Genomic DNA, 24,692 nt, shown 5'->3' on the forward strand with positions numbered 1-24,692 from the left:
CTAATCAGAATATTTGTTTTGGTAATAGGAATGAAATAAGTAATCATAACCAATTCAAATATGAAATTAGGTGGGTTTGAAGAGCTAGTATTATTAGCCATTGGATCATTAGGGGATGATGCATACGGTGTGACCATCAAAGAAATACTCAAAGAAAAGACCGGTAAGAATCCAAGTGTTGGTGCCTTACACTCGGCTTTGTATCGATTGGAGGAAAAGGAATTTGTGAAGACTCGGGAGGGTGGAGCTACTGCTGAGCGAGGAGGAAGACGCAAAAAGTACTACCAACTCACAGCCTATGGCCTCAAAATGTTACAGGAGACGAATGAGCTTCGCATGTCTTTTGCGCAAAACATTCCTGGGTTAAGTATCAAGACACAAGAGTGATGGAAAAACCAACCTTGCCAAAGTGGATCTCTAATCTGCTAGAGAGCGTGCTGCCCGAAAGTATGGCAGAATTTGTCATAGGTGACTTGGAGGAGTATTATTCCACACATATTGCGCAGAAAGGCCGATTCATGGCAAGACTAATCATGATTTGGAGTGTTTTTACCGTTTTCTTGTCATTCGCTTTCAAGAAATCAAGATCAAACTCATATAGTATGTATTCACACTATTTAAAAGTTGCGCTAAGGAATCTAAGAAAGCAACGATTATACACCACGATCAATGTGTCAGGTATTGCGGTTGGAGTAGCCTCATTTATTCTCATTTCTTTGTACGTAGCTTATGAGATGTCTTATGACCAGTTCCATCCCAATAGTGATAATATATATCAGGTAATACAGCAGCAACCAGGCAACGAATACATTGGCTCTGACCTATACGCACTCACCCCAGCTGCTTTTGGTGATTTAATTAGGCAGGAGTTGCCACAAGTTGTCCGTGCAACATCAATGGCACGCAGGCCTTTTCTAATCGAAGGGGAAACTCGAAACTTTCGGGAATGGGGGTTCTGGATAGATGGGGAGTTTTTGGATATTTTTCAGACCGAATTCATTTCTGGAGATCCAAATCATGCATTGGATCTAAAAGAAGGTATCATCTTAACTGAGACAACAGCCCAAAAGCTCTTTGGAGAAGTTGATCCTATTGGTAAACGCTTGAGTGGAGACTTTTGGAATTCCAGATTTGATATGCAGGTAACTGCAGTAGTAGCAGACCCTCCAGCAAATTCATCTTTTGAGTATGCTTTCATTGCCAATTTGGAGATGGACAAATATTATGTAAAGGATAAGGCTCGTCCGACATTCCAAAACAATGCTTACAATACGTTTCTGGTGGTGCAAGATGATGTTGATTTGAGTTATCTCGAACAAGAAATAACGCAGATATTTTTGAGTCATCGGGATTTGAATGTCTATGATGAAAAAGCAGAAAATGAAAAGATTAGCTTGATTAGCCTGTTAGACATTCATCTCAATGGCGGGATCAATTTTAATTTGGGTTCTCAAAAAGCGAATACCCAATATCTTCTCTTTTTTAGTGTGATAGCAGTTATTGTCTTGGTATTGTCATGTATTAATTACATGAATATTGCCATTGCTAGTTCTATCAGTAGAGTAAGAGAAGTTGGAATGCGAAAAGCAATAGGAGCTTATAAGTCCCAGATTGTTGGTCAGTTTTGGGGAGAGTCTATTGTTGTGTCTTTTTTAGCTGTATTGATTGGTGTCGTCATTGCCTATTGGTTTGCTCCTGTTTTTGGAGAGGTGATTCAGCGGCCTATTCAGGTAGATGTTATAGATCAATTCTGGTTAATTCCTGGTCTTATTTTTCTTGTATTGCTTATCGGATTGATTGCAGGAAGTTACCCTGCTCTAGTTATTTCTAAACTCAAACCATCCAGTATTCTTAAAGGGATCCAGATTGGAAAAATGGGTAATGTCAAATTGCAAAAAGTACTCATTGTTTTTCAGTTTGCAGCATCTGTTCTCTTGATCACCGGAAGCTTGTTTACCTATAAGCAATTGCAATATATTAGTAACAAAGACCTTGGTTTTAATAAGGAGAATGTGGTGGCCATTAGCGCCAGCAATTTGTCTGATGTGACCAATGTATTTAGGGATCAGGTAGCCTCCAACCCAAATGTGCTCAATTTTAGCACTTCTACTTATGTACCGGTTGATATTGGCTCGAGTGCATTCATGGATCTGAATACTGAGGATAAGAATGATGATGTGCTGATGTATACTGCAGCTGTGGATGGACAGTTTTTGGAAACCTATGATGTCGAATTGGTGGCTGGCAGGACATTCAATAGCCCGGATGAAAACGCTTGTGTAGTTAACGAAACCGGATTAGCCAAGCTGGGATGGACTGCAGAGGAAGCGCTGGGTAAGGTACTGGATGGGAGATATGAATCTAAGATTGTAGGAGTTATAAAAGACTTTCATATGCATGCGCTGAGAGAGCCAATCGCTCCTTTGATGCTGCGAAACATTCAGGAGGGTTCTGTTTCCTATTGGTCTTTGAAAATAAAGGAAGACAAGGTGCAAGAGACATTTGCTCAGCTTGCAGATCAGTTGTCAGATCTTTCTCCAAACCCTTCTGATATTCGGTTTGTGGATGATCATTTCAATCAACTTTATCGTCAAGAATATCAACTGGCTGATGTGTTTGGTTTCTTTACAGTGATTGCAGTGTCTATCGCTTGTATGGGGCTTTTCGGTTTAGCTGCTTTAGCGATAAGTAAACGATCCAAAGAGGTTTCCATTCGGAAAGTGCTGGGAGCATCAGCCATGTCTATCGTGTCGTTACTTTCCAGGGATTTTCTGGTGTTAGTTGGACTGTCATTCGTAATAGCTGTTCCCGTGGCATGGTATTTTGTGTCCAGGTGGTTGGAAAACTACGCCTATCACATGGAAATGAATTGGGCTGTTTTTCTTCTTGCCGGATTTATCGCATTGTGTCTGGCCATGCTCGCCATTGTTATACAAACAGTAAAAGCTACCAGGAGGAATCCTGTAGATGGACTAAGGACAGAATAGTTGATCACAAAAATTGGTTAAACACATTGAAGGACAATAGCAGGAAAGCGATAGATACGAGTATTCTGTGATAATTGAGGTTGTCAATTTTCATACTGACGATGGATAGCGCTATCCCGGCTAACCTGAAATAGTTTTCATTTTGATGGTCTTCAATGAAGAAAAAAGATAGCAGGATTTGACTCAGAAAGAGTAAGCTGAAGGATAAGAATATGAGTTTCTTATTGCTTAGAAAAACAGTCAAATAGTTTCCTGCTTCTTTTTTGTGTGGAAACAGCAGCACACAGATGATGAAAATTAAGAATGGGGTAGAGATGGAGAGGAGAAAATGAAGCATGCTAGTTGCCACATGAGAATTACGGCTCCATGATCCCCACCAGATATCTATCAAAAACAAGAAGGAAAACAGGGTCCATAGAAATTGAATCAGTGACAAGTCCTTGATTCTTGCCCTCAGCATCATGGACCAACCTACAAAGTAAACCGTGATGACATACCCATAAATCATCGAAATGAAAATGGTCAGATGCTCCACTTTAGAGTAATTCTCCGAGCCATAAATAAACCGATGATCTATATTCAGTAGGTTTCTGACAATGATGATGAATACACTCGCAATACCAATCGTAATTAAAGCTTTGTGAAGTGTCTTGTTTTGACTTGCTATTCCCGCTACACAGATAAACATTCCAACTATCTGAAAGATGTGATTCTCAAGGCGAACAGTCATTGCAAAATCATACACAATGAACAATAGCAAACTTGCATACAGCTTGATCCGATGGGTAAAATACACAGTAGATAGATTGTTTGTATTGCTTGAATCAATCCTGGCAAATGCTACAGTGGCTATAAAATAAAATATGATGGAGTATGGAAGTACTTCTAGAAAATGGAAAAGGTTTTGAGAGATCAACGACGATCGATCATACAAATTCCACCAATGGATGAGCATTAGTGTAAATACCTCATAGGTGAAAAAGAGCAGATAGCGATCCAGTTTAAAGGATTTCCTACGCCTTAGTATGTAGCCCCAACCTTCCAGAAAAACAGAGGCCACATACCCAAATATGATGGAGTGAAAAGTAACGAGGTATTCTACTTTGCTAAATCCATAAATTTCATCCATCAGCTTAAAGCCAGAACACTTTTAGGTTGTGTTCTTGTTGGTTAGAGATAGATGAAAATACGAATTAATTCTATTATTTCTTAATTGTATCTGAAGTAGTGATTGCACTCGTCATATTCGATGGTAGAATCAATCGTTTTTAAGTATTGAATAATGCTTTCGGCGGTTGTAATGTCTTGAACAACAGCTTTTTCTATGGGGAAATGATCTTCATAAACCGCAGGGATATAGTCATTTATGGTAACTGTAATGACGTCATCTTCTTGATACTCTTTTCCAGCTTCATCCCGGATAATAAGTGATTGACCATCTACGGTCAATTGGAGGCCTGAGACGTGAAAACCAATGCCTGTTTGTCCCAGGAATTCTCTGATTTCACCAGCAGTCATGGAGAAGACAAGTACGCCATTTTCGAATGGATCCATATTGTATATTTCATGCAGGGTGATGTCTCCTTCGTCAATTTCTGATCGTATACCCCCACTGTTTTGGAATGAAGCATCTGTATGGTAATATTCCTTAAGAGCATTGGTATAAAAGCACCCTATTTCGTCTCGATTCAAATAATTCGTGGCAAACCCAATAACCTCATCATAAATAGGAGGAGTGTTGTAAGCCGTAATTTTGGATTGAAGATCAGTATCTACTTCTTGATAAGTGTTTAGATTGATTAATTCTGCACTCTGACTGATAATTGTGCCTTTGTCAATGATAAGCTGTAATCGTCCTAAATAATTCAAGTGTGATCCGGCTTGCAAAACTGGAGTGCCATTTACAAGTTGGCCAACTCTATCATGAGAGTGTCCTCCAATGACAGCATCAAATTCAGGATATCTCTGAGCAAGATCCAAATCAGCTGAAGTTCCCAAATGTGTTAATGCAATCAATACATCGGATTCTTCTTCAGACTTTAAGTCGGTGTAATCTTTTATGGATTCCAGATAATTGGTAAACGATATGCCCGTAACCTTCCATGGGTGGGTTAGTGGTATTGTTTTGGTTGGGCTGCCTTCTGTTTCTACCAATCCTAAAAATGTTACTTTCAGGTCACCTACCTCAATGGTTGTGAAAGGATCTGGTTGACTCAAGTCACTTGATTCTGTGTCGATGTTAGCGCAAACCCAGCTGAATTCAGCTTGTTTCATTCTTTTATCCAGAAACTTTTGTCCATAGTCAAATTCATGATTCCCTAGCACAGATACATCAAACCCTGTTTGGTTCATGATATCGATCATGGGAAACCCTTTTTCTTCATATTGATCTACTACTGGGTTTCCAGAAAACATATCTCCAGCACAAACAAGCAATACGTGTTGGTTAGTATCTCTTTCTCCATCTACAATGTGCTTGATTTTGGCAAAATTCTCCAGTTGGCCATGTTGGTCATTAATGAAGTATATGGCTAAAGTATCAGTGCCTGAATTAGGATTTTCAGGATTGGTGTTATCCTTTTCGCAAGAGAATAGAAATACAAATAGAACTAAAAGAGGGATTAGTTTTTTCATAATAGCTATGGTTCGTGACCAAAGATAATGTTTATTGAAGCGTTAATTGAGAAAAAATAAATTTCCTCTCCATAATTTCAATGTCTATCAATTGGACATTTTTTTAATAAAGTATCTACTCAATATTTACTTTATTAGCATATGCTTTCTTGGCTTCTGATACATCTCTGCTTGTTCATATCTCCAACTTCAAAAGTTGATCACGCGATATATGTATCTGTTTTGGAGATTGAAAGTCAGCAGTTAAAAGTGAAAGTTTTTAGCGATGACCTAAATGATGCCTTGCGAAATGATTCAAGTTCCATTGAAGAGTATTTTCAAAAGAAGATCAAGCTACGCATCAATGAACAATCAATAAATTTCAATCTGAAAGAAGTGTCTGAAGAAGGCGAAAGCCAATGGATTACTTTCGAGATGAAAACACCTGCAGAATGGCATTCTTTTTATCTACAGGCAGATTACCTGATGGAGTTATTTCCAGATCAAACCAATGTGGTCAAGGTGATGGACGAGTCAACACGCTACTTCAGGTTAAATCAATCGAACCCCAGTTGTAGTTTTTAGTCCTTTTGATTGAATAAGTCTAACATGGCTTGACTAACCACGGTAACTCCGGTTTCTAGAGATTTTGCTGGTTCTGGATAATAGAAAGGAGAGTGCAGTCCAGGTAAATCTCCTGATTGAATACGCTGATCAGGCACGGTGCCTAACCAAAACAGTGCAGTTGGAACTTGATGTTCAGTCTTGCCATAAAGTGAAAAGTCCTCAGCCACCATTTGAGGTTCTGCTTCCAGGATATTGTTAGCTTCTAATACTTTTGAAGCTGACTTTCGTAAGGACTGAATTAATACCGGGTTGTTGAAGTTTGCAGGCGTGAATTCCTCTCTAAATATCACTTCTGGCATTTTGTCATCTGGCAATCCTGCTGCTATAGCTACTCCGCGGGCTATTTCTTCAATTCTCTTGTGCACTAGCAGTCTTACTTCTTCGGTAAAGGTTCTCATGGTTATTTGGAGTGTCACTTCATCAGGAATGATGTTGTGTTTGGTTCCGCCTTTGATAGCGCCAACTGTTACCACCACATCATCAATAGGTTTTACACTTCTACTTGCTATGGTTTGTAGTTCCATCACAATCATAGACGCAGTAACCACCGGATCAATTGACATGTGTGGGGTTGCTCCATGAGCACCTATTCCAAATACTTTAATATCGGCAAATTCTGAATTGGCCATCGTGTAGCCGTCAGAAAGGCCAACTGTACCTGCTGGCAGACTTGGACTGCTATGAAGACCAATTCCATAATCAGGTACACCAAACTTCTCATACAGCCCTGCGGCTAACATGGCTCTGGCGCCTGCACCTATTTCTTCTGCGGGTTGACCAATAAACATCAATGTTCCTTTCCATTGATCCTTGATGCTGGCCATATATCGAGCTGTTCCTACCCAGTTGGTCATATGAATGTCATGTCCACACGAATGCATCGTCCCTACTTTGCCTCCATTGTACGGTACTTCTACTTCACTTTTATAAGTTAGTCCGGTCTTTTCATACATCGGTAGCGCATCCATGTCTGTCCTGTAGAGAATGGTTGGCCCCTTACCATTTTTGAGAATTCCCACGATTCCATAGCCACCAAAGTTCTCTGTTACTTCAAAGCCAACTTTTCTAAGTTCATTGGCAAGCTTTTTAGACGTCTCTTTTTCTTCCAATGATAACTCTGGCGATTGATGAAGCTCGGTATACAGCTTAACGAGGTAGTCTTTGTCTGCGGCAATCTTCGAGGTGTCAACATTAGGAGTCAAAAACATTAATCCCGTTGAAAAACAAAATACTAACAGAAAAAAGGAGAAGCGCATAGTGTATGGATAAATAAGGTTGATCATAGGAATCATCCATACAATAAATGATATGGATGTCTAACATAGCGAACTTACAGATCAAGGGTTAAGAATAAAAACGACTAGTTCATATTGGTCATTTTTTAGTTAAAAACGCGTAGTAAGTCATTTTTTAAGACCACTATTCAGGAAATGTGAAGGATTTTCATTTTACTTAACAATTGTGAAACTAATATATTACATTCACGTTTGTTAAGTAAATCAATTGAAAGATGAAGGAGCAGTCTCTAGGTGAGTTTGAAGAGTTGGTGTTGTTAATGGTAGCTGCATTGCATGATGAAGCTTATGGGGTGACGATTTTGGAAAACCTTGAGTCCAAACTCAACAAGAAGGTTAACATCAGTGCTATACATGTCGCCTTGAAGCGTCTTGAAAACAAAGGCTTTGTTACTTCCCGGTTTGGAGGAATCACGAGTGATAGAGGAGGACGTAGGAAGAAATTCTACGTGATTACTTCTATAGGTAAGCAAGCACTTGACGCACATTATCAAGTTCGTACTAGCATCTATCAGCAGATCCCAAACATTTCGTTCAACTCATGAATGCACTTCCGCCAAAATATCCGCTTCGGTTTCTCAGGTGGTTTTGTCGAGAAGAGTTTCTAGAGGAGATGGAAGGTGATCTGGTAGAGCTATTCGAAATGCGCTATATCAATTCTCCTAAAAAAGCTCAAAGACTTTTCTGGTGGGACGTGCTCAGATCCTTTCGATTGGTTAATATCAGATCACTCAAACTTAACAATTGGACTATGAATTCACTTCGAAATTACATTAAGATCTATTTCCGGAGATTTCGAAAAGAAACCACACATTATCTGGTGAACACACTTGGGTTGGCCATGGGCTTTGCTGTACTCTTTTTTATACTCATATACTCTTACGACGAGCATCATATTGATTCCATTCATGAAAAGTCGGATCGGATTTATCGAGTATTGGAAACCAGCGAATCCGAAGGAGAAATCAATACCTACACCATCACGGCCAATCCACTAGCAGGTGGATTAAAGGAAGAGTTTCCAGAAATTGAAGAGACTGCCAGAATGGTATACATGGGTTCTGGAGGTTTGCGATATGGTGAAAACGAGTTTCAAGATCGTAATTATGTTTTTGCAGGGGTTCAGCTATTCAATATTCTCGATTTTGAGATTACTAAAGGAAACCCATATCAGGACTTTGATGGAATGGTAGGAGTTACACTCAATGAGACGTGTGCTAAGAAACTATTTGGCGATGAAAACCCTATTGGGAAACTAGTGGACCTTCCAGGAAAAGTAGATGGCGCAGAGGTTATCGCTGTTTATAAAGATTTACCAGCCAATGTAACTTATCAGTTCAATATGGTTTTTGTGACCCACTTTGATCAGGTCCCAATGGGATATGCTCAATGGTTCGAGGACTGGAATTCACGAGGAGCTACCACCTGGGCATTATTTAAAGAAAACACGAGTCCTGAAAGTGTAATGGAAAAGCGACAGGCTTTCATGGATAAATATTACACTGAGGAGCAGCAAAAGGAACATGCCTTTAGTTTCCAGTTGATAACCGATATGCATTTAGAGTCCTCCAGTTTGGCGCAAACAGGAGGAGAGCCTCTGTTGAGCGTACAGTATGCCAACAAGGATTTTGTCCTAATCATTACCTTGATTGGTTTTCTGGTTATTACCATAGCATCCCTCAATTACATTAATTTATCCTCTGTTCAGGCACTGAAAAGAAACCTTGAAGCTGGTATCAGAAAGATCAACGGAGCTACCATGGCTCAATTAAGGTTCCAGCTATTTGTGGAGACTTTTATGACCTTACTGATTGCCTATATCATCGCTTTGGTGCTGTTAGTGCTATTGCATCAGCCTTTTTTAGACTTGACCCAGAAGCAGATTCCGGTTGCTGAATTTTTCAATTCAGAACTATTGAGTTTCCATCTGATGGCGTTTGTGGCTATTTGGATTCTTTCTTCACTTGTTCCTGCTTTATATTATTCCAAGCTCAACAAAACACTGGTCATTAAGAAGAATGCATTTTCTGGAAAAGGAGATGTGTTGAGAAAGAGCTTCATGGTCGTGCAATACGGAATATCACTTTGCTTGATCATCGGCTCCATCATGTTGTACAGACAGTTAAATTATGTGCAGTCAAAAGACTTGGGCTTCGTTAATGAGCATTTATTGACATTAGATATTAATAGCAGAGCTGCTCGAGATCATGCCAACAACATTATTCATGATCTTCAGATGGATGCCAATGTGATGAATGCTTCGGTTTCATCCAGAGTGCCAGGAGAGTGGAAATACATGCCTACTTTCAATATTTCGTTGAATAAAGCAGAGAACCTTATTCCTACAAAGCATTTTGTGGCGGATCAATATTGGTTGGACACATATGGAATGCAGTTAAAAGCGGGGAAAAATTTCTCTGGTGTGCCGAGTGCTGACACTTTGAAGATAGTTGTTAATGAAAAAGCTGTTCAGTCCATGGGTTTAGAAGATCCAATTGGTAAATCCATTTGGATTACGGCAGATTCTACTTACAAAATGCAGATTATTGGTGTGGTTAAGGATTTTCATTTTACATCACTTCGAGAACCTTTAATGCCAATGATACTCACAAGCCCCAATAACCCTCTTTTTCCAATAGATTATTTCACCATCAAGTCCAATGGGAATACGGCAGAGGTGCTTGACCTGATTGAAACCGTTCAAAAGCGATATGATCCCGAAACCCCAGCAGAGATTAACTTCCTGGATGAGCGCTGGGAGCGATATTACAAAGCAGATTTGAATAGAAGCTATTTGATTTTAGTAGCGACTATTATCTCCATTATCATCTCGGCATTTGGGCTATTTGGTCTGATCAATTTTACCGCCGAACGCAAAACCAAAGAGGTAGGAATACGAAAAGTTCTTGGAGCCAGTACGCAGAGTATTCTTCAGGTAGTTTTGAAAGAATATGCGATTTTGCTGCTGATTGCGTTAATACTTGCAGTACCGGTAGCTTATTTGATTTTGAACAATTGGCTGGCTGGTTATGCTTATCGTGTAGATTTATCGGTATGGGTATTTGGATTGGGATTTATTTTGGTGGTAGGAATATCGTTAATTACTGTGATTTCACGTGTTTACAGGCTTGCTAAGTCAAACCCTGTTAACTCCCTCCGATACGAATAAAATGCCCGTTTATCGATTTTTTACAACCGATCAGCAGGATTTTTAGTAAAATTATTACGGTACTTGAAACCTATTTACACTAAAATGGGTTTCTATTTAGTTGGAATTTAATATATTAGTAGATTGACTCGTATCAGATTTAGTCGTAACTTCGCGGTTTTCTCTGAGGGAAAAATGACAACATTCCAACTTGAAATTGATCAATAATTTTGTATCATAGGAATTAATTTAAAGAAACTGATTAGCATATGCGGCAACTCAAGATTACACAATCCATTACCAACAGACGTGAAAGCCACACTCTAGAGAAGTACTTCACAGAGGTGAGTAACGTTCCAATGATTACCCCTGACGAAGAGGTAACGCTAGCCAAAAGAATCCGTGAAGGAGACGAGTTGGCATTGGAGAAGTTGGTAAAGGCTAACTTGAGATTCGTGGTTTCTGTAGCGAAACAATATCAAAACAGAAGTTTACCATTGAACGACTTGATCAACGAGGGTAACCTTGGTTTGATTAAAGCAGCAAAGAAATTTGATGAAACGAAAGGTTTCAAATTCATCTCTTACGCTGTATGGTGGATTCGTCAGTCAATCATGCAAGCATTGGCTGAGCAGTCTAGAATTGTTCGTCTTCCAATGAACAAGTCTGGTGCAATCAACCAAATCAGAAGAGCATATGCAGAGCTAGAGCAGCAGTTTGAGCGTGAGCCAACTGAAGAAGAATTGGCTGATATCCTTGACATGAAACCAAGTGAAGTAAGAAACACTTTGGGTGCTGAAGTGAAGCAGATGTCAATGGATGCTCCATTCGGTGAAGATGAGTCTGGTTCATTGCTTGATGTATTGGAGAATGTAACTACTGGTCCTACGGATGGTGAGTTGGTGTTCAATGATTCATTGAAAGTAGAGACTTTAAGAGCATTGTCTACATTGACTGCTAGAGAAAGAGAAGTAATCATGATGAGCTTCGGTATCGGTCATGATAACCCATACACACTTGAGGAAATCGGTGATGCTATGGGTCTTACTCGTGAGCGTGTAAGACAAATTAGAGAGAAGGCACTTCAGAAATTGAGAGAGCCTGGTAAAAACAGACGTCTTAAAGAGTTTGTTGCCAACTAAGATTCAAAATTCCTATATAAATATAACCCTGACCGAAAAGTCGGGGTTTTTTGTTTTCCTGAATTTAATAGACGGCCGTTTTGATATAGAACTCAACATCTCGCAGTTCAGCTTTGTCAACGGGTTCAAATTCTTCTGAGTCAATGGTGGGATCACCGGTTTCAATGTAATATAAATTGCAGCTTAATTTACCATGTACAATTTTGTGAGTAGCTGAATATTCAGAATAGGGTTCTTCGTAATCGATTGATTCAATGATTTCAAAATAGGAGTCACTATTGTCTCCAAAATCACTTATCCATGATTGGGTCTTCGGAAAAGTATACCCAACCATTACACCCTCTGTAGTTTCTGCGTTTACATCTGCTAGTTGGTATTGGTAAATGTCCGGCTCGAACATTTCATTAATTGACTCAGTACTTGGAGGTATGTTGTCTACAAATTTTGAAAATTCAATTCTGAATGCTGTAAACTTTGAAAGTACAAATTCAACATTATTTGCAGAGTCAGGGGGAATAGCAATATTCAAACCAAAATTTTGTGAGTATCTGTGAGGTGGCTGTCCAGAAGTGTAGCTGCTGCTAACACGCATTTCATATAAATGGCTAGAGTCGGAAAAACAGAATGGCTTTCCATTGAAATATCCTTTAATATACTGGGGGCCAATAACAGGTGCTAATTTCTCCTCTTTGTCACATCCTAGTGACAAGATCAATATAGAAATAAGAGCAAAAAATTGTCTTTTCATTTACATACTTGCAGGTGTTATATGTAATATATTTGGAGGGTTTGGGAAAAGCAACCGATCAAATCGATGGTTTTTAATTCATCACTCAAACCTCACAGCAAATCCAACCTGATAGACAGAGCCTTGTTCAGAACTGGTGCTGTAGTCACTAGGTCCGAAATACCACTTGGGTTCAAATCGTATAGTGGCATTTTCAATTGGATTGAAATTCACAGATAGACTAGCAATATGCTGGTCAAATCCAGCTACAGGTGAAGCGATCAATATTTCATTTTGATCAATTACACGCTCATATCGTCCATTGATGCTCCATTTATTGGTGATTTGATAACTGTTAATGAAGGTGTAGAAGGAAGCTGATAGATTCTCATTCTCATTGGTTGTTGAGTTTTCTTGCAGCGTGAGATCTAATATCCCAGTCAATGAAAGTTTTTCTCCTGGTGTGAATTGAATGATGGCGTTATTGTGAAATCTCCATACGTCTTCTCCTGTGCCGTCTACATCCAGGCCATAGTAATTCCCATAGCTTACAAATAGCAGATCATTGAATCGATGATCGATCGCTACTCCTGCTGATTGCCTATTGTTGGTGTTTCTGATATTCTGCCACCCATTGACAATAACGGCTCTGAATTCAGTATTCTCAGTTATCTCCTGGGTAAAGCGTATTCCTGTTTGATAATATGGTGTATACTCTGTTGCCAATGCGGGAGAAAGTAATTCACGATCCAGTGAAAGAGCGCTTTCATAGCCAAAGTGGCCACCAAAGACTCCTACGTCTAGCCATCCTTTTTTTGTGATTTTATATCCGGCATATGCCTCGTAGATCATTTGGCCAAAGGCAGGCTCTGCTGCATAATTATACTGTGGGTAGGTTCCTGTTTGTAGAGCTAGACTGGCACGAATTTTTTCGGACTCATACTGACCTCTCAGCCAGGCGTGATTGATGTTGAATTCTCGACTTCTGGCATATTGCGTCACATAGGGACGCGAGTTGTCAGAGGGATTGGAGAAGTCATTAGCATAGAAGGAATCGATGTATGCGCCAAACTTCATTTGGCTTTCTTGAGCTTCGCTATTGAAATATTTTAAAAAAAGACCCAAAATAAATATAAAAACGATATAATTTCTTGTTTGCATGTCTTCGCTATTGCATTAATTTTGCCTGACTAAAAATAAAGATAATGGATTTAAGATCGGAGCGAATCAAAAGTATGGCCGAGTCGGCAACTTTGGCCATGGCAGCAAAAGCCAGAGAGCTAAAGCAGCAGGGAATTGATGTGATAAGTCTAAGCTTGGGAGAACCAGATTTCAAGACACCTAAGCATATTCAAGAAGGAGCCAAGGCAGCGATTGATGAAGGTAAATACTTTGCATATCCTCCGGTAAATGGTTACCTGGATCTAAGACAAGCTATCAGCGAGAAATTCAAAAAGGATAACGGATTGGATTACACTGCTGATCAGATTGTAGTAAGTAATGGAGCTAAGCAATCTATCGCCAACGTATTCCTTGCATTACTTGATCCAGGAGACGAAGTAATCGTGTTCTCTCCTTATTGGGTGAGTTACTCAGCATTAGTAGAGCTTGCAGAGGGTAAGTGTGTGTTTGTGAATGGAGGCATTGAAAATGACTTCAAAGCAACTGCCGCTCAACTTAAAGCAGCAATTACTGATAAGACAAAAGCATTGATCTTCTCGTCACCTTGTAATCCTACAGGGTCAGTATTCTCTGAGCAAGAGTTGTCAGAGATTGCTGAAGTATTGAAAGATCATCCAAATATTGTGGTAATCTCCGATGAGATCTATGAATTGATCAACTATGGTGAGAAGCACGTGAGTATCGGAGCTATGCCAGGCATGATCGAGCGAACCGTAACTATCAATGGTTTTGCAAAAGGTTTTGCAATGACTGGATGGAGAGTTGGATACATTGGAGCTCCGCTTTGGTTGGCGAAAGCTGCTAACAAAATTCAAGGACAAATTACATCAGCAAACTGTAGCATCGCTCAAAGAGCTGCATTGACTGCTTTGACTACTAGCTATGAACCATCTTATGAAATGGTGAAAGAGTATGCTAGAAGACGTGAGTTGGTTCATGGCTTGCTAAGTGAAATCCCAGGAGTAGAAGTAAACATGCCAGGTGGTGCGTTCTATTTCTTCCCTAACATTTCAAGCTTTTTTGGTAAAAGTGTAGAAGGCAAGAAAATAGAAAATGCGACTGATTTAAGTATGTTCTTATTAGAAGATGCAAAAGTATCAGTAGTTACAGGAGAGGCTTTTGGTGACCCGAATTGTATCAGGTTGTCTTATGCTGCGTCGGAAGAAGAGCTTAAAACAGCAGTTGCTTCTATCAAGGCATCTTTAGCAAAATTGTCATAAATGTCTTTTAGCCCGGTTAGACTTCCCACTCCGGAATCTGTCCAGGAATTATTTGACACTTTCAATAAAATAAAGGTATTGGTCATCGGTGATTCGATGATCGATACCTATTTAAATGGTTCTGTGGATCGCATGTCTCCTGAAGCCCCAGTTCCAGTTCTCAATGTTCAGGAGGAAACCCACCGTCTTGGTGGTGCTGCCAATGTTGCTCTTAATCTGCAATCTTTAGGGGCGCGAGTTACTTTGGCTTCCGTTGTTGGTACGGATCACAATGCGGCCCTTTTTACAAATCTTTTAGCTCAATCCGGATTAAGTTCTGAGCACATTTTTCAGCTAAATGATCGCCCGACAACTCAGAAAAAAAGAGTCATGTCAGGGCCTAAGCATCTTTTGCGGATGGATTATGAAGAGGATCATTTGATATCTCAGGAAGATTCAGATCATTTTTTTCTGTCCATTCAATCCTTATTTTCGGAAATCGATCTTGTTATCATTGAGGATTATGACAAGGGATTGTTGAATCAAAGATTGATTGACCAAATCAAAACAGCGGCCAAACAAAATAATATACCAGTCTGTGTAGATCCAAAATTTCGGAATTTTAAGAATTACCAAGGAGTGGATTTCCTTAAGCCAAATTTGATTGAGTTTAAAGCGGCGATTGGTAAGGATCGATTTCATGAAAGCCAGGTTGATTCTTTAATGAAGGAATTGCGAGAAGACATGAATATTTCCAATTTGATGCTGACATTGGGAAGTAGGGGTATTGTTTATGATTCTAAAAACCATCATCAACACTTTCCTGTACAGGAGAGAGGTGTTGCAGATGTGTCTGGAGCAGGCGATACGGTAATGGCTATTGCATCGCTGACATTAGTCATAGGCTCATCACCGAAAATTATTGCAGAGTTATCTAACTTAGGTGGTGGTATTGTCTGTGAATCTCCAGGAGTAGTCCCGATATCCAAAAGTAGATTACTTGAGGAGGCAGTCAAAGCCCTACTTTTGTAGACAACTAGCAACTTCATGATCCAAAGATTAACCCTAATACTATGTATTGTGCTTGCACAGTCTAGCCTGACTATGGCTCAGGTAGAAAATGGTTGGTTGGATCTCCGTGACATAACTGATTTTGATGAGCCAGTTTACTTATCAGGAGAATGGCGGTTTTATTGGGGAGATTTATTAAGTCCACTGGAAATGGATACCGTTAGAGAATCAGATTATTTCTATTTTCCGGAGACCTGGACTAATCAATATTCAAGAGATGGTATTGAATTAAATAGATTTGGATCAGCTACCTATCAGATGCAGGTTGTTTTACCTGATGATTACCCGGAGCTAGCTCTTTACATTAAGCATGTCTATTCAGCGGGTGATCTATATGTCAACGATGATTTAGTAGAGTTCGGTGGAGAGCCTGGAACTTCCAAAAGTACTACGAAACCTAAATGGGTTCCTAAGATTATTGAGCTTCCTAGAGGCATCGATACACTAAAGTTAACACTGCATATAGCAAATTATTCACATGATAAGGGAGGAGCCAGGGAGCCAATTGTGCTCCAGTCTGAGGAAATGCTGGATTCTAGATACAGCGAGTTGATGGCTTATGACTTGTTGCTGGCCGGCGCTTTGATCATGACAGGATTGTTCTTTGCGGGACTTTTCTTTTTTGGAAGTCGCGAAATTCCAGCACTTTCCTTTGCGCTGTTTTGTCTCACTTTTTCCTATCGAGTGATTGGTGCAGATGACTATACCTTGCAAATCATTTATCCAGAAATGCCATGGTGGTTGAGTTTGAAACTGGAGTATCTCTCCTTGTTTTTACCCCCAATGTTTTTGTCTTTCTACACACATCAGCTGTTTACTTTCAATTATAAGGTTAACCCTTTCTTTGTTTTTTCTGCGATATCGGGAGTTTTTGCCGTGATTACCATCTTCTTCCCTCCGATTATTTACACCCAATTTGTAGAATTCTATCTTGGATTGATTTTGGTTGGGATATTGGTAGCAGGGTTTACCTACTTCAAAGCATATCGTAGAAAATTGAATGGGTCCAAATGGGCCATGCTCAGTTCCTTTGTTGTGTTTGTGATTTTTGGATATGAGATTTTTGTGTATCTGGGAGCGCTGATTCAAATAGAGTTCATCACTTTTATAGGTTATACGGCTTTCTTTTTTTTCCAGTCGATCATATTATTCTTGCTGTTTGCTGATTCCCTTCGAAGGGCCAAAGAGGAGGCGGAGCGAGCAGCAAAGACCAAGTCTGAGTTTTTATCCATGATGTCACATGAGATCAGGACACCAATGAATGCGGTAATTGGCTTGACCAATTATCTACTAGATGATCAGCCAAAGGAATCACATAAGGAGACATTAAGTACCTTAAAATTCTCTGCTGAAAACCTATTGGTTATTATCAACGATATTCTTGATTTCAGTAAGATCGAGGCTCAGAAAATAGAGTTGGATTTTCAGGTAATGTCGATTCGTCAGTTGGTGAGAAAAATGCAACAGATATTTGAGCCAATCGCTAAGGCGAAATCGTTAGCAATGCGGATTAATGTTGAAGATTCTATTCCGGATCAATTGGAATGTGATCAAACTCGACTAAGTCAGGTGCTAACAAACCTCATCGGTAATGCGATCAAATTCACCGAAAAGGGAAGTGTAACGCTTGAGCTTAAAAAGGAGTGGCTTGGCAAGAATGCTGCATCTATTCGATTTAGTGTGAAGGATACTGGAATAGGAATTGATAAATCTCGGCAAAATGCCATTTTCGAAAGTTTCACTCAAGCCAATTCATCCATAACTAGAGAATTTGGGGGAACAGGACTCGGTTTGACCATAACTAAGCGATTATTGGCTCTACAGGGTTCAGAGTTGTATCTGGAAAGTGAGCAAGGTAAAGGTTCCAACTTTTGGTTTGTTTTGAATTTAAGAACTGGTGAGGAAAAGCCAGTATCTAATTCTGGTCTAAACAATACTGTCAATGAGTCACCAATCGCTGGAAAGATTCTGCTAGTAGAAGATAATGAGGTGAATGTGATGGTCGCTACCAAATTTTTAGTCAAGTGGGGAGCAGAGGTACAGGTGGCTAAAAATGGCCAGGAAGCTGTTGATCGATTGCGGACAGAAAAGTATGCGGTTATTTTGATGGATCTTCAAATGCCGGTGATGGATGGGTTTACCGCTGCTCGAAAAATCCGTGAAATGGGTGTAAATATTCCTATTATTGCACTAACAGCATCGGTTTTGTTAGAAGATCGAGATAAAATTTATGAAGCAGGGATGGATGATTTCGTGATGAAACCGTTTGATCCTATGCAGTTGCAAAACAAGATCTTGCATTATAGTTAATGAGTCACTGGTTACGATATTTTTTATTCATTGGAATGGTTGTGATGGCTGAAAGCCTGGTCGCAGGTTCTGATGATTTCGAAACCATTGATTTACGAACCTCTGACTGGTCAAAACCACAAAGTCTCGATGGGACTTACTCTTTTTACTGGAACCAGTTATTAAATCCAAATAAGTTAGAACCTTCAGCGTATGTATATGACTTTCCTGCATTATGGAAAGGTACGGTTGGAACGGATACTCTTAGCTCTCAAGGATGTGCTACCTATGCTAAACAGCTGGTCTTAGATCCGGAGTTGAAATATGTGATTTATGTGGAAGATGTATATACGGCATTTTCACTCTATTTCAATGGGCACCTAGTAGCAAAGAATGGTGATGTCAGCGAAACAATTCAGGGTTTTGTTCCTGAATGGAAGCCAATGTTTGTTCCCATACATCATGTGCGTGATACAGACCTGTTGGTATTACAGATTGCTAATTTTGCACATAGTAAAGGTGGTGCCTTAGAAGGTATAAAGATTGGCGAACAGGGTGTAATGAGAGATTATGAGCTATCTATAGTGTCTTATGATCTGTTGCTTACCGGTAGTTTGATCATGGGCGGTTTGTTTTTTCTGGGTCTTTATTTCTTTGGAAGGCATGATCGATCCATACTTTATTTCTCGCTTTTTTGTATCGTTTATAGCTACCGAATCATAGGGTTCGGGTATTATGTCCTTCATTCGTTAATAGAATTGCCTTGGGCATTAGCAGCTCGACTGGAATACATTTCCTTGTTTTTGGCCGTATTCCTTTTTGGGAGGTTTGTTCATAATCTCTATCCTGAAGAAGCTAAACGGATTATTTGGGATGTGATCAGTGGTATTTGCTTGTTGTTTATTGGCATTACCATCCTATTTCCGCCTACAGTATACAGTTATTTAATTGAGCCATTTTTTGTGATCCTGCTTGGTTATATCGCACTGACTATGGTGATCTACATTCGGGCGAAAATTCATCAGCGGCCAGGATCAGGTTTTGCGCTCTTCAGCACAGGTCTGGTATTTGTGGTATTTGCTTATAACATACTGGTATATTTTGGTTTGCTTTCTGAGTGGAATGCAGCATCATTTTGGGGGTATATTCTGTTTTTCTTTTCCCAATCCCTCATCCTATCTTATCGCTTTGCCTATTATTTAAAGAATGCTAAAGATGATGCCTTGAAAGCAGCTCAAGCTAAGTCGGATTTCTTGAGTACTATTTCGCATGAGATTCGAACGCCGCTCAATGCCGTAGTGGGACTATCGCATTATCTTCTGCAGGACAATCCTGGTGGTCACCAACTACAGAATCTGACATCACTTCGATATTCTGCACAGCATCTTACTGCGTTGATCAACGACATCCTGGATTATAACAAACTTGAATCTGGAACAGTCACTTTTGAAGAGCAAGTAACAGACTTGAAAGATACTGTTAATGGGATTTATTTGACTTACAGGCCTAAGGCTATCGAGAAAGAGCTCAGCTTTACGCTGGACGTTCAGAATGCACCAAAAGAATTGGTGTATGTAGATAAGACTCGATTGACCCAAATTCTGAATAACCTGATCGATAACGCAATCAAATTTACTCGGGAAGGAGGTATCACCTTGCGATTACAAAAACTAGATCAGAAGGAGGATCGAGTACAAGTAAAGTTCGAAGTAATAGATACGGGTATTGGTATTCCGAAAGAAAAGCAGAAGGTAGTTTTTGAGCGATTCATGCAGGCAAGTACTTCTACCACCAGAGAGTTTGGAGGAACAGGTCTTGGTCTGGCAATTATCAAGAAATTACTTGAGCTGCAAGGAGTGAAAATTGTTGTGGATAGTGAAGATGGGAAGGGAGCCAATTTTTACTTTGTTCAGTGGTTTAAGGTAGGGCAAGAAGATCGGCTAAAGATCAATCAAAAAGTTGCTGATGAAGATGTTGGTAAACTGAAAGATAAGAAGGTGCTTTTAGTGGAGGATAATTCAATCAATGTGATGGTGGCTACCAAATTTTTGAAGCATTGGCAAATGAATATTGATGTCGCTGAAAATGGGCAGTTGGGTGTTGAGAAAGCTATGGCTAATAATTATGACATTATCTTGATGGATCTCCAAATGCCTGTCATGGATGGTTATCAAGCCACCAGAGAAATTCGGTCGCAGAGAAATCCTGTGCCAATTGTAGCATTGACAGCATCAGCCTTAATCCGTGTGAAAGAACAGGTGTTGATGGCTGGGATGAATGATTACATCACCAAGCCATTTGATCCGGAAGAATTGAAAAGAAAACTAATTAAGAATATCCGCTAGTTAGTTGGCTTTTACCGTTTCTATAAAACACTTCACTTTTTCAGGATCTGTATCAGGATACACGCCATGTCCAAGATTCGCAATGTGAGCATGACCTTCAAATCGTGCAAGCATCTTCTTGGTTTCAGCTTCTACTTGATCAAAAGAGCCATAAAGTGCACATGGATCAAGGTTTCCTTGTAAGGTTTTGTTTGGAAGTAGTTGTCTTGCTTCCTCTACATTCATGTTCCAATCCAACCCAACTGTTCTGCAACTTACATTGTTCATGTCTTTCAGTGCAAAGTAGGCTCCTTTGGCAAACACAGTAACTGGTACTTCAGTGATAGCTGCAGCAATCTGTTCAATGTATTTCAAAGAGAATCTGTTGTAATGCTCAGGAGGTAAAACACCAGCCCATGAATCAAATATTTGAATCATGTTTGCTCCGGCTTCTACTTGTGCTTTTAGGTAAGAGATGGTGCTTTCAGTGATCATTTCCAGCAATTTGTCAGAAAGAGCCGGATCATTGTAAAGCATTTTTCGTGCTTTGGAGAATGTTTTGGATCCACCACCTTCTACCATGTAGGAGAATATTGTCCATGGAGCACCAGCAAATCCAATGACAGGAACACGCCCGTCAAGTTCTCTCTTGGTGATCTTTATTGCTTCGATGGTGTAGTTGAGATCTTCAGGAGTAGCGATTTTTAGATCGTTTAGGTCTGAAGCTTGATTGATTGTTTTTGGAAAATGAGGGCCTTTTTGCTCCACCATTTCGTATGTCAATCCCATTGCTTCAGGAATTACCAGGATGTCGGAGAAAATGATTGCAGCATCCACGCCTAGCAAGTCAACTGGCTGGATCGTTACTTCTGCTGCTAACTCTGGAGTTTCTACCAATTCTTTGAAACCACTAAGTTTAGCTCTTACCGCACGATATTCAGGAAGAATACGTCCAGCCTGACGCATTAACCATACCGGAGTTCTCTCTACTTTTTCGCCTTTAGCAGCTCTTACAATCAGATCATTTTTCAACATGGGCGCAAAGATAGAAACTCAGAGCCAATCAAACTCAAACTTTCTGGAATGCTCTTTGGATGGAAATCATATATACCTTTGTACTACCCAAAATTAACATCTTACCCATGAGTATACTTTTTGATAGTTTCCAGGAGTGGAAGCAGTATTGTGATAGTAACGATCTGAAGATCTACGAACCTGTTCTTCAGTACGAGGTTTCGCAAAAAGGCAGATCTGAGGAAGTCATTTGGGAAGGGCTTAGTAAGGCCTATCAGGTGATGAAGGATGCCGTTCAGACTGGTTTAACCAAAGAGATGAATAGTTACTCTGGAATGATCAAAGGAGGAGCTAAGAAAGTTGCGAATTTCCCCACATCTGTTTTGTCTCCAGAATTCCAAAAGCTCGTTTCAAGAGCACTTGCTGCTAAAGAAGTCAATTCCTGTATGGGAAAAGTGGTGGCAGCACCAACGGCTGGGGCTTCTGGAATTTTGCCTGGTACTTTAGTGACGCTTCAGGAGATCCATGACTTACCTGATCAAACGATCATGGAAGGTTTGTTGGTTGGAGCTGGTGTTGCTTTGATTTTAGAGAAACGAGCATCCTTGGCGGGTGCCGTTGGAGGCTGTCAGGCAGAGACAGGTTCTGCTGCTGCGATGGCCTCTGCTGCCATTGTTTATGCACTAGGAGGAAGTATCGATCAATCGTTTAATGCGGTGGCCATTACAATTCAGTGCATGTTGGGTTTGGTGTGTGATCCAGTTGCAGGTTTGGTGGAGATTCCTTGTGTAGTTCGTAATGCCAGTGCAGCTGCAATAGCTAATTCTTCTGCCCAAATAGCTTTGGCTGATGTCAGTCCTGTAATCCCGGTGGATGAGTGTGTAGACGCCATGGGTGAAATTGGAAATTCAATGGAAGCCAAATACAAGGAAACAGCACAAGGAGGACTAGCCGCTACGCCGACGGGTCAAGCCATTTCGAAAAGAGTATTGATTCAGGATATTGAAATCCTGGATGATGAATCCGAAGAAGGTTAAATTATACCATATTCAGCTAGCAGGTCTCCGGCATACTTTACAAGTAAGGTCAAAATGATTGACCAAAGTGTTCCGAAAATCCACATCCATTTGATGATTTCGCCACGTTTGCCGCCGAATGCATTGGCTAGAATGGCTCCACCTGGAGGTGAAAGTAAGATAGGTGTGAAAAAAGCAATGCCAGGCACTCCGTAGGCTCTCCAGATTTTAGCAAATCGACGTGTTTTCTTGGAGAAGCGTTTTTTCTTTCTCTTGCTGAATATTCGCTGGGTGAGTCTTCTCATTTGTGGACCGAAGTAGCTAAATAAATACACTGTGGTCATCATGCCTCCTAAAGAAAGCAGGGTTGTTTCGATGATCGAAAAGCCATATGCCAGTCCCAGTGTAGGACCAAAAATGATCTTCACAGCGCTTAGAGCGAATACAATCAGGTATTTAAGTATTAATGGCATCGAGTCAATCCTAAATGAGCGTGTGAATTTATACGAAAATTATGAGCGAGGGTGTTACAGCAATGGTATCTTTGTGCCCTTTTCGAGATGAAATTATTAGAAAAACTTATAGATATCCCCTCACCCTCAGGGAGTGAGCACCTGATGAGAGATTTCATTATTGACTATGTGAAAAAAAATAGTCCGGAGTGGAGTGTTAGGCCAAAACTCATCTATGGTGATCAATTTCAGGATAATTTGATTTTGGTTTTTGGTGAGCCAAGGACGGCAATCTTTGCTCATATGGATACGATCGGGTTTACCGTAAGGTACCAGGATCAGCTTGTGCCAATTGGAGGACCACATGCAGAATCAGGATTTGAATTGGTAGGTAAGGATGGTATGGGTTTCATTGATGCCAAGCTGAGAGTAGATGAAGAGCACCAGTTGTTTTATGATTTCCCAAGAGCCATAGAAACCGGGACAACTCTTACCTGGAAGCCCAATCTGAAAGTAACTGAAGAATACATTCAAGGTCCATACATGGACAATCGACTTGGGATTTACAATGCATTGAAAGTTGCCGAGACACTGGAGGATGGAGTTTTGGTTTTTAGCTGTTTTGAAGAACACGGTGGTGGATCCGTTCCCATGTTGATCAAATACATTCATGAAAACTATCCGAATGTTCGACAGGCATTGATTTCAGACATTACTTGGGTGACGGAGGGTGTGCAGCATGGAAAAGGTGTTGCGATATCACTACGAGACCGAAATATTCCCAGAAAGAAATTCATCAATAGAATTCTGGCCCTTGCCGATGAATCTGGTGTGAGTTATCAGCTTGAGGTAGAAGGTGGAGGATCTAGTGATGGACGTGAAGTGCATCATTCACCATTTCCGATAGATTGGTTGTTTATTGGCGCACCTGAGGACAATGTTCATACTCCCAATGAAAAAGTCCATATCAAAGACCTTGTGTCCATGATTTCATTATACAAATTTTTAATGGAGCACTTATGAGTACTGTAGTTCTACATGAAAAGGAATTTGAGTTGATGATTCCTAAAAGTGAGATCAAGGAAAGTATTAAGAAAATGGCCGAGCAAATCAATGCCGATTATGACGGTAAAGAGTTGGTTGTTGTAGGTGTATTGGATGGAGTGTTCATGGTTTTGGCTGCTCTGATGAAAAAGATCACCGTGAATGTTTCTTTGGAGTTAGTAAAGCTAAAGTCGTATGAAGGGCAGAGCAGCACAGGAAACGTAAAGAAGTTGTTAGGACTTACCAGTTCACTTGAAGGAAAAAACGTATTGGTAGTAGAAGATATTATTGATACAGGTCATACACTATCCTACATTTTAGATCTGGTTAACTCACATCAACCAGCTTCTGTAGAAACGGCTACATTGTTAATAAAACCTGATGTTTTCCAAGACAAATTTCCGGTTCGTTATCAAGGTATGGCCATTCCTAATAAATTTGTCGTAGGATTTGGGATGGATTATGATGGTCAAGGCCGTCAATTACCCGATATTTACGCTGCAAAAGAGTAAAATTCCTAAATTGAGGAATATCAATTAGTTTCAGATTACAAGAAAAAGGT

Annotated in this window: 20 protein-coding genes; 13 read left to right on the top strand and 7 right to left on the bottom strand. The window is 40.1% G+C overall.

Annotation, left to right across the window (positions count from 1 at the left end; translation table 11 throughout):
- The first annotated feature begins 60 nt into the window (after positions 1-60).
- Together NXS00_RS25560 and NXS00_RS25565 are read left to right on the top strand one after the other, a co-directional pair.
- Positions 61-387 (top strand): PadR family transcriptional regulator, encoded by a 327-nt coding sequence (locus NXS00_RS25560; protein ID WP_258102139.1) that lies wholly within the window; start codon positions 61-63, stop codon positions 385-387.
- Positions 387-2,987, top strand: coding sequence for an ABC transporter permease (locus tag NXS00_RS25565; protein WP_258102140.1), 2,601 nt, complete (start codon positions 387-389; stop codon positions 2,985-2,987). Before NXS00_RS25560 ends, NXS00_RS25565 begins: the two co-directional genes overlap by 1 nt.
- A gap of 4 nt (positions 2,988-2,991) precedes the next feature.
- Here NXS00_RS25565 and NXS00_RS25570 read toward each other — a convergent pair whose 3' ends face one another.
- Together NXS00_RS25570 and NXS00_RS25575 are read right to left on the bottom strand one after the other, a co-directional pair.
- Complete coding sequence (locus NXS00_RS25570) at positions 2,992-4,116, bottom strand: hypothetical protein (protein ID WP_258102141.1); 1,125 nt, start codon at positions 4,114-4,116, stop codon at positions 2,992-2,994.
- 80 nt (positions 4,117-4,196) lie between these two features.
- Positions 4,197-5,621, bottom strand: coding sequence for a bifunctional metallophosphatase/5'-nucleotidase (locus NXS00_RS25575; protein ID WP_258102142.1), 1,425 nt, complete (start codon positions 5,619-5,621; stop codon positions 4,197-4,199).
- A 141-nt stretch (positions 5,622-5,762) separates the two neighbouring features.
- Here NXS00_RS25575 and NXS00_RS25580 point away from each other — a divergent pair, with 141 nt between their 5' ends.
- The gene (locus NXS00_RS25580) at positions 5,763-6,185 is read left to right on the top strand and encodes a DUF6702 family protein (protein ID WP_258102143.1); all 423 of its coding nucleotides are present in this window, start codon (positions 5,763-5,765) and stop codon (positions 6,183-6,185) included.
- On the opposite strand, the gene NXS00_RS25585 is transcribed toward NXS00_RS25580, so the two are convergent.
- Positions 6,182-7,435, bottom strand: coding sequence for a M20 metallopeptidase family protein (locus tag NXS00_RS25585; protein ID WP_258102144.1), 1,254 nt, complete (start codon positions 7,433-7,435; stop codon positions 6,182-6,184). The two genes, NXS00_RS25580 and NXS00_RS25585, sit on opposite strands and share 4 nt — an antisense overlap.
- Before the next feature lie 302 nt (positions 7,436-7,737).
- On the opposite strand from NXS00_RS25585, the gene NXS00_RS25590 reads away from it, so the two are divergent.
- From NXS00_RS25590 to NXS00_RS25600, 3 genes are all read left to right on the top strand, one after another.
- A complete protein-coding gene (locus tag NXS00_RS25590; protein WP_258102145.1) occupies positions 7,738-8,067 on the top strand; it encodes a PadR family transcriptional regulator in 330 nt (109 codons plus the stop codon).
- Entirely contained in the window at positions 8,064-10,691 is a 2,628-nt protein-coding gene (locus tag NXS00_RS25595; RefSeq protein ID WP_258102146.1) for an FtsX-like permease family protein, read from the top strand. The genes NXS00_RS25590 and NXS00_RS25595 overlap by 4 nt, the downstream gene beginning before the upstream one ends.
- A gap of 248 nt (positions 10,692-10,939) precedes the next feature.
- Positions 10,940-11,812: a sigma-70 family RNA polymerase sigma factor gene (locus tag NXS00_RS25600; RefSeq protein WP_258102147.1), complete on the top strand. Its 873-nt coding sequence runs from the start codon at positions 10,940-10,942 to the stop codon at positions 11,810-11,812.
- 64 nt (positions 11,813-11,876) lie between these two features.
- Here the strand turns inward: NXS00_RS25600 and NXS00_RS25605 are convergent, their stop codons facing one another.
- Positions 11,877-12,560: a hypothetical protein gene (locus NXS00_RS25605; protein WP_258102148.1), complete on the bottom strand. Its 684-nt coding sequence runs from the start codon at positions 12,558-12,560 to the stop codon at positions 11,877-11,879.
- Between the two features lie 81 nt (positions 12,561-12,641).
- A complete protein-coding gene (locus NXS00_RS25610; RefSeq protein WP_258102149.1) occupies positions 12,642-13,616 on the bottom strand; it encodes an outer membrane beta-barrel protein in 975 nt (324 codons plus the stop codon).
- Positions 13,617-13,741: 125 nt separating this feature from the next.
- Between NXS00_RS25610 and NXS00_RS25615 the strand changes: the two genes are divergently transcribed.
- Genes NXS00_RS25615 through NXS00_RS25630 form a run of 4 tightly spaced genes read left to right on the top strand, consistent with a single transcriptional unit; the run spans position 13,742 to position 20,625 of the window.
- On the top strand, positions 13,742-14,941 hold the full coding sequence (locus tag NXS00_RS25615) for a pyridoxal phosphate-dependent aminotransferase (RefSeq protein WP_258102171.1): 1,200 nt from the start codon (positions 13,742-13,744) through the stop codon (positions 14,939-14,941).
- On the top strand, positions 14,942-15,952 hold the full coding sequence (locus NXS00_RS25620) for a bifunctional heptose 7-phosphate kinase/heptose 1-phosphate adenyltransferase (protein WP_258102150.1): 1,011 nt from the start codon (positions 14,942-14,944) through the stop codon (positions 15,950-15,952).
- Between the two features lie 15 nt (positions 15,953-15,967).
- Positions 15,968-18,301, top strand: coding sequence for a response regulator (locus tag NXS00_RS25625; protein ID WP_258102151.1), 2,334 nt, complete (start codon positions 15,968-15,970; stop codon positions 18,299-18,301).
- Positions 18,301-20,625, top strand: a complete 2,325-nt coding sequence (locus tag NXS00_RS25630) for a hybrid sensor histidine kinase/response regulator (RefSeq protein ID WP_258102152.1) — start codon at positions 18,301-18,303, stop codon at positions 20,623-20,625. Before NXS00_RS25625 ends, NXS00_RS25630 begins: the two co-directional genes overlap by 1 nt.
- Here NXS00_RS25630 and hemE read toward each other — a convergent pair whose 3' ends face one another.
- A complete protein-coding gene (hemE, locus tag NXS00_RS25635; RefSeq protein WP_258102153.1) occupies positions 20,626-21,639 on the bottom strand; it encodes a uroporphyrinogen decarboxylase in 1,014 nt (337 codons plus the stop codon).
- Between the two features lie 107 nt (positions 21,640-21,746).
- Here hemE and sdaAA point away from each other — a divergent pair, with 107 nt between their 5' ends.
- Positions 21,747-22,655 (top strand): L-serine ammonia-lyase, iron-sulfur-dependent, subunit alpha, encoded by a 909-nt coding sequence (gene sdaAA, locus NXS00_RS25640; protein ID WP_258102154.1) that lies wholly within the window; start codon positions 21,747-21,749, stop codon positions 22,653-22,655.
- Here sdaAA and NXS00_RS25645 read toward each other — a convergent pair.
- On the bottom strand, positions 22,652-23,107 hold the full coding sequence (locus tag NXS00_RS25645) for a hypothetical protein (RefSeq protein WP_258102155.1): 456 nt from the start codon (positions 23,105-23,107) through the stop codon (positions 22,652-22,654). The genes sdaAA and NXS00_RS25645 overlap by 4 nt on opposite strands.
- A gap of 87 nt (positions 23,108-23,194) precedes the next feature.
- Between NXS00_RS25645 and NXS00_RS25650 the strand changes: the two genes are divergently transcribed.
- Positions 23,195-24,109 (top strand): M20/M25/M40 family metallo-hydrolase, encoded by a 915-nt coding sequence (locus tag NXS00_RS25650; RefSeq protein WP_258102156.1) that lies wholly within the window; start codon positions 23,195-23,197, stop codon positions 24,107-24,109.
- Entirely contained in the window at positions 24,106-24,642 is a 537-nt protein-coding gene (gene hpt / locus NXS00_RS25655) for a hypoxanthine phosphoribosyltransferase (protein WP_258102157.1), read from the top strand. Before NXS00_RS25650 ends, hpt begins: the two co-directional genes overlap by 4 nt.
- Positions 24,643-24,692: the final 50 nt, after the last annotated feature.

Source organism: Marinoscillum pacificum, assembly GCF_024714495.1.
Classification (GTDB): domain Bacteria; phylum Bacteroidota; class Bacteroidia; order Cytophagales; family Cyclobacteriaceae; genus Marinoscillum; species Marinoscillum pacificum.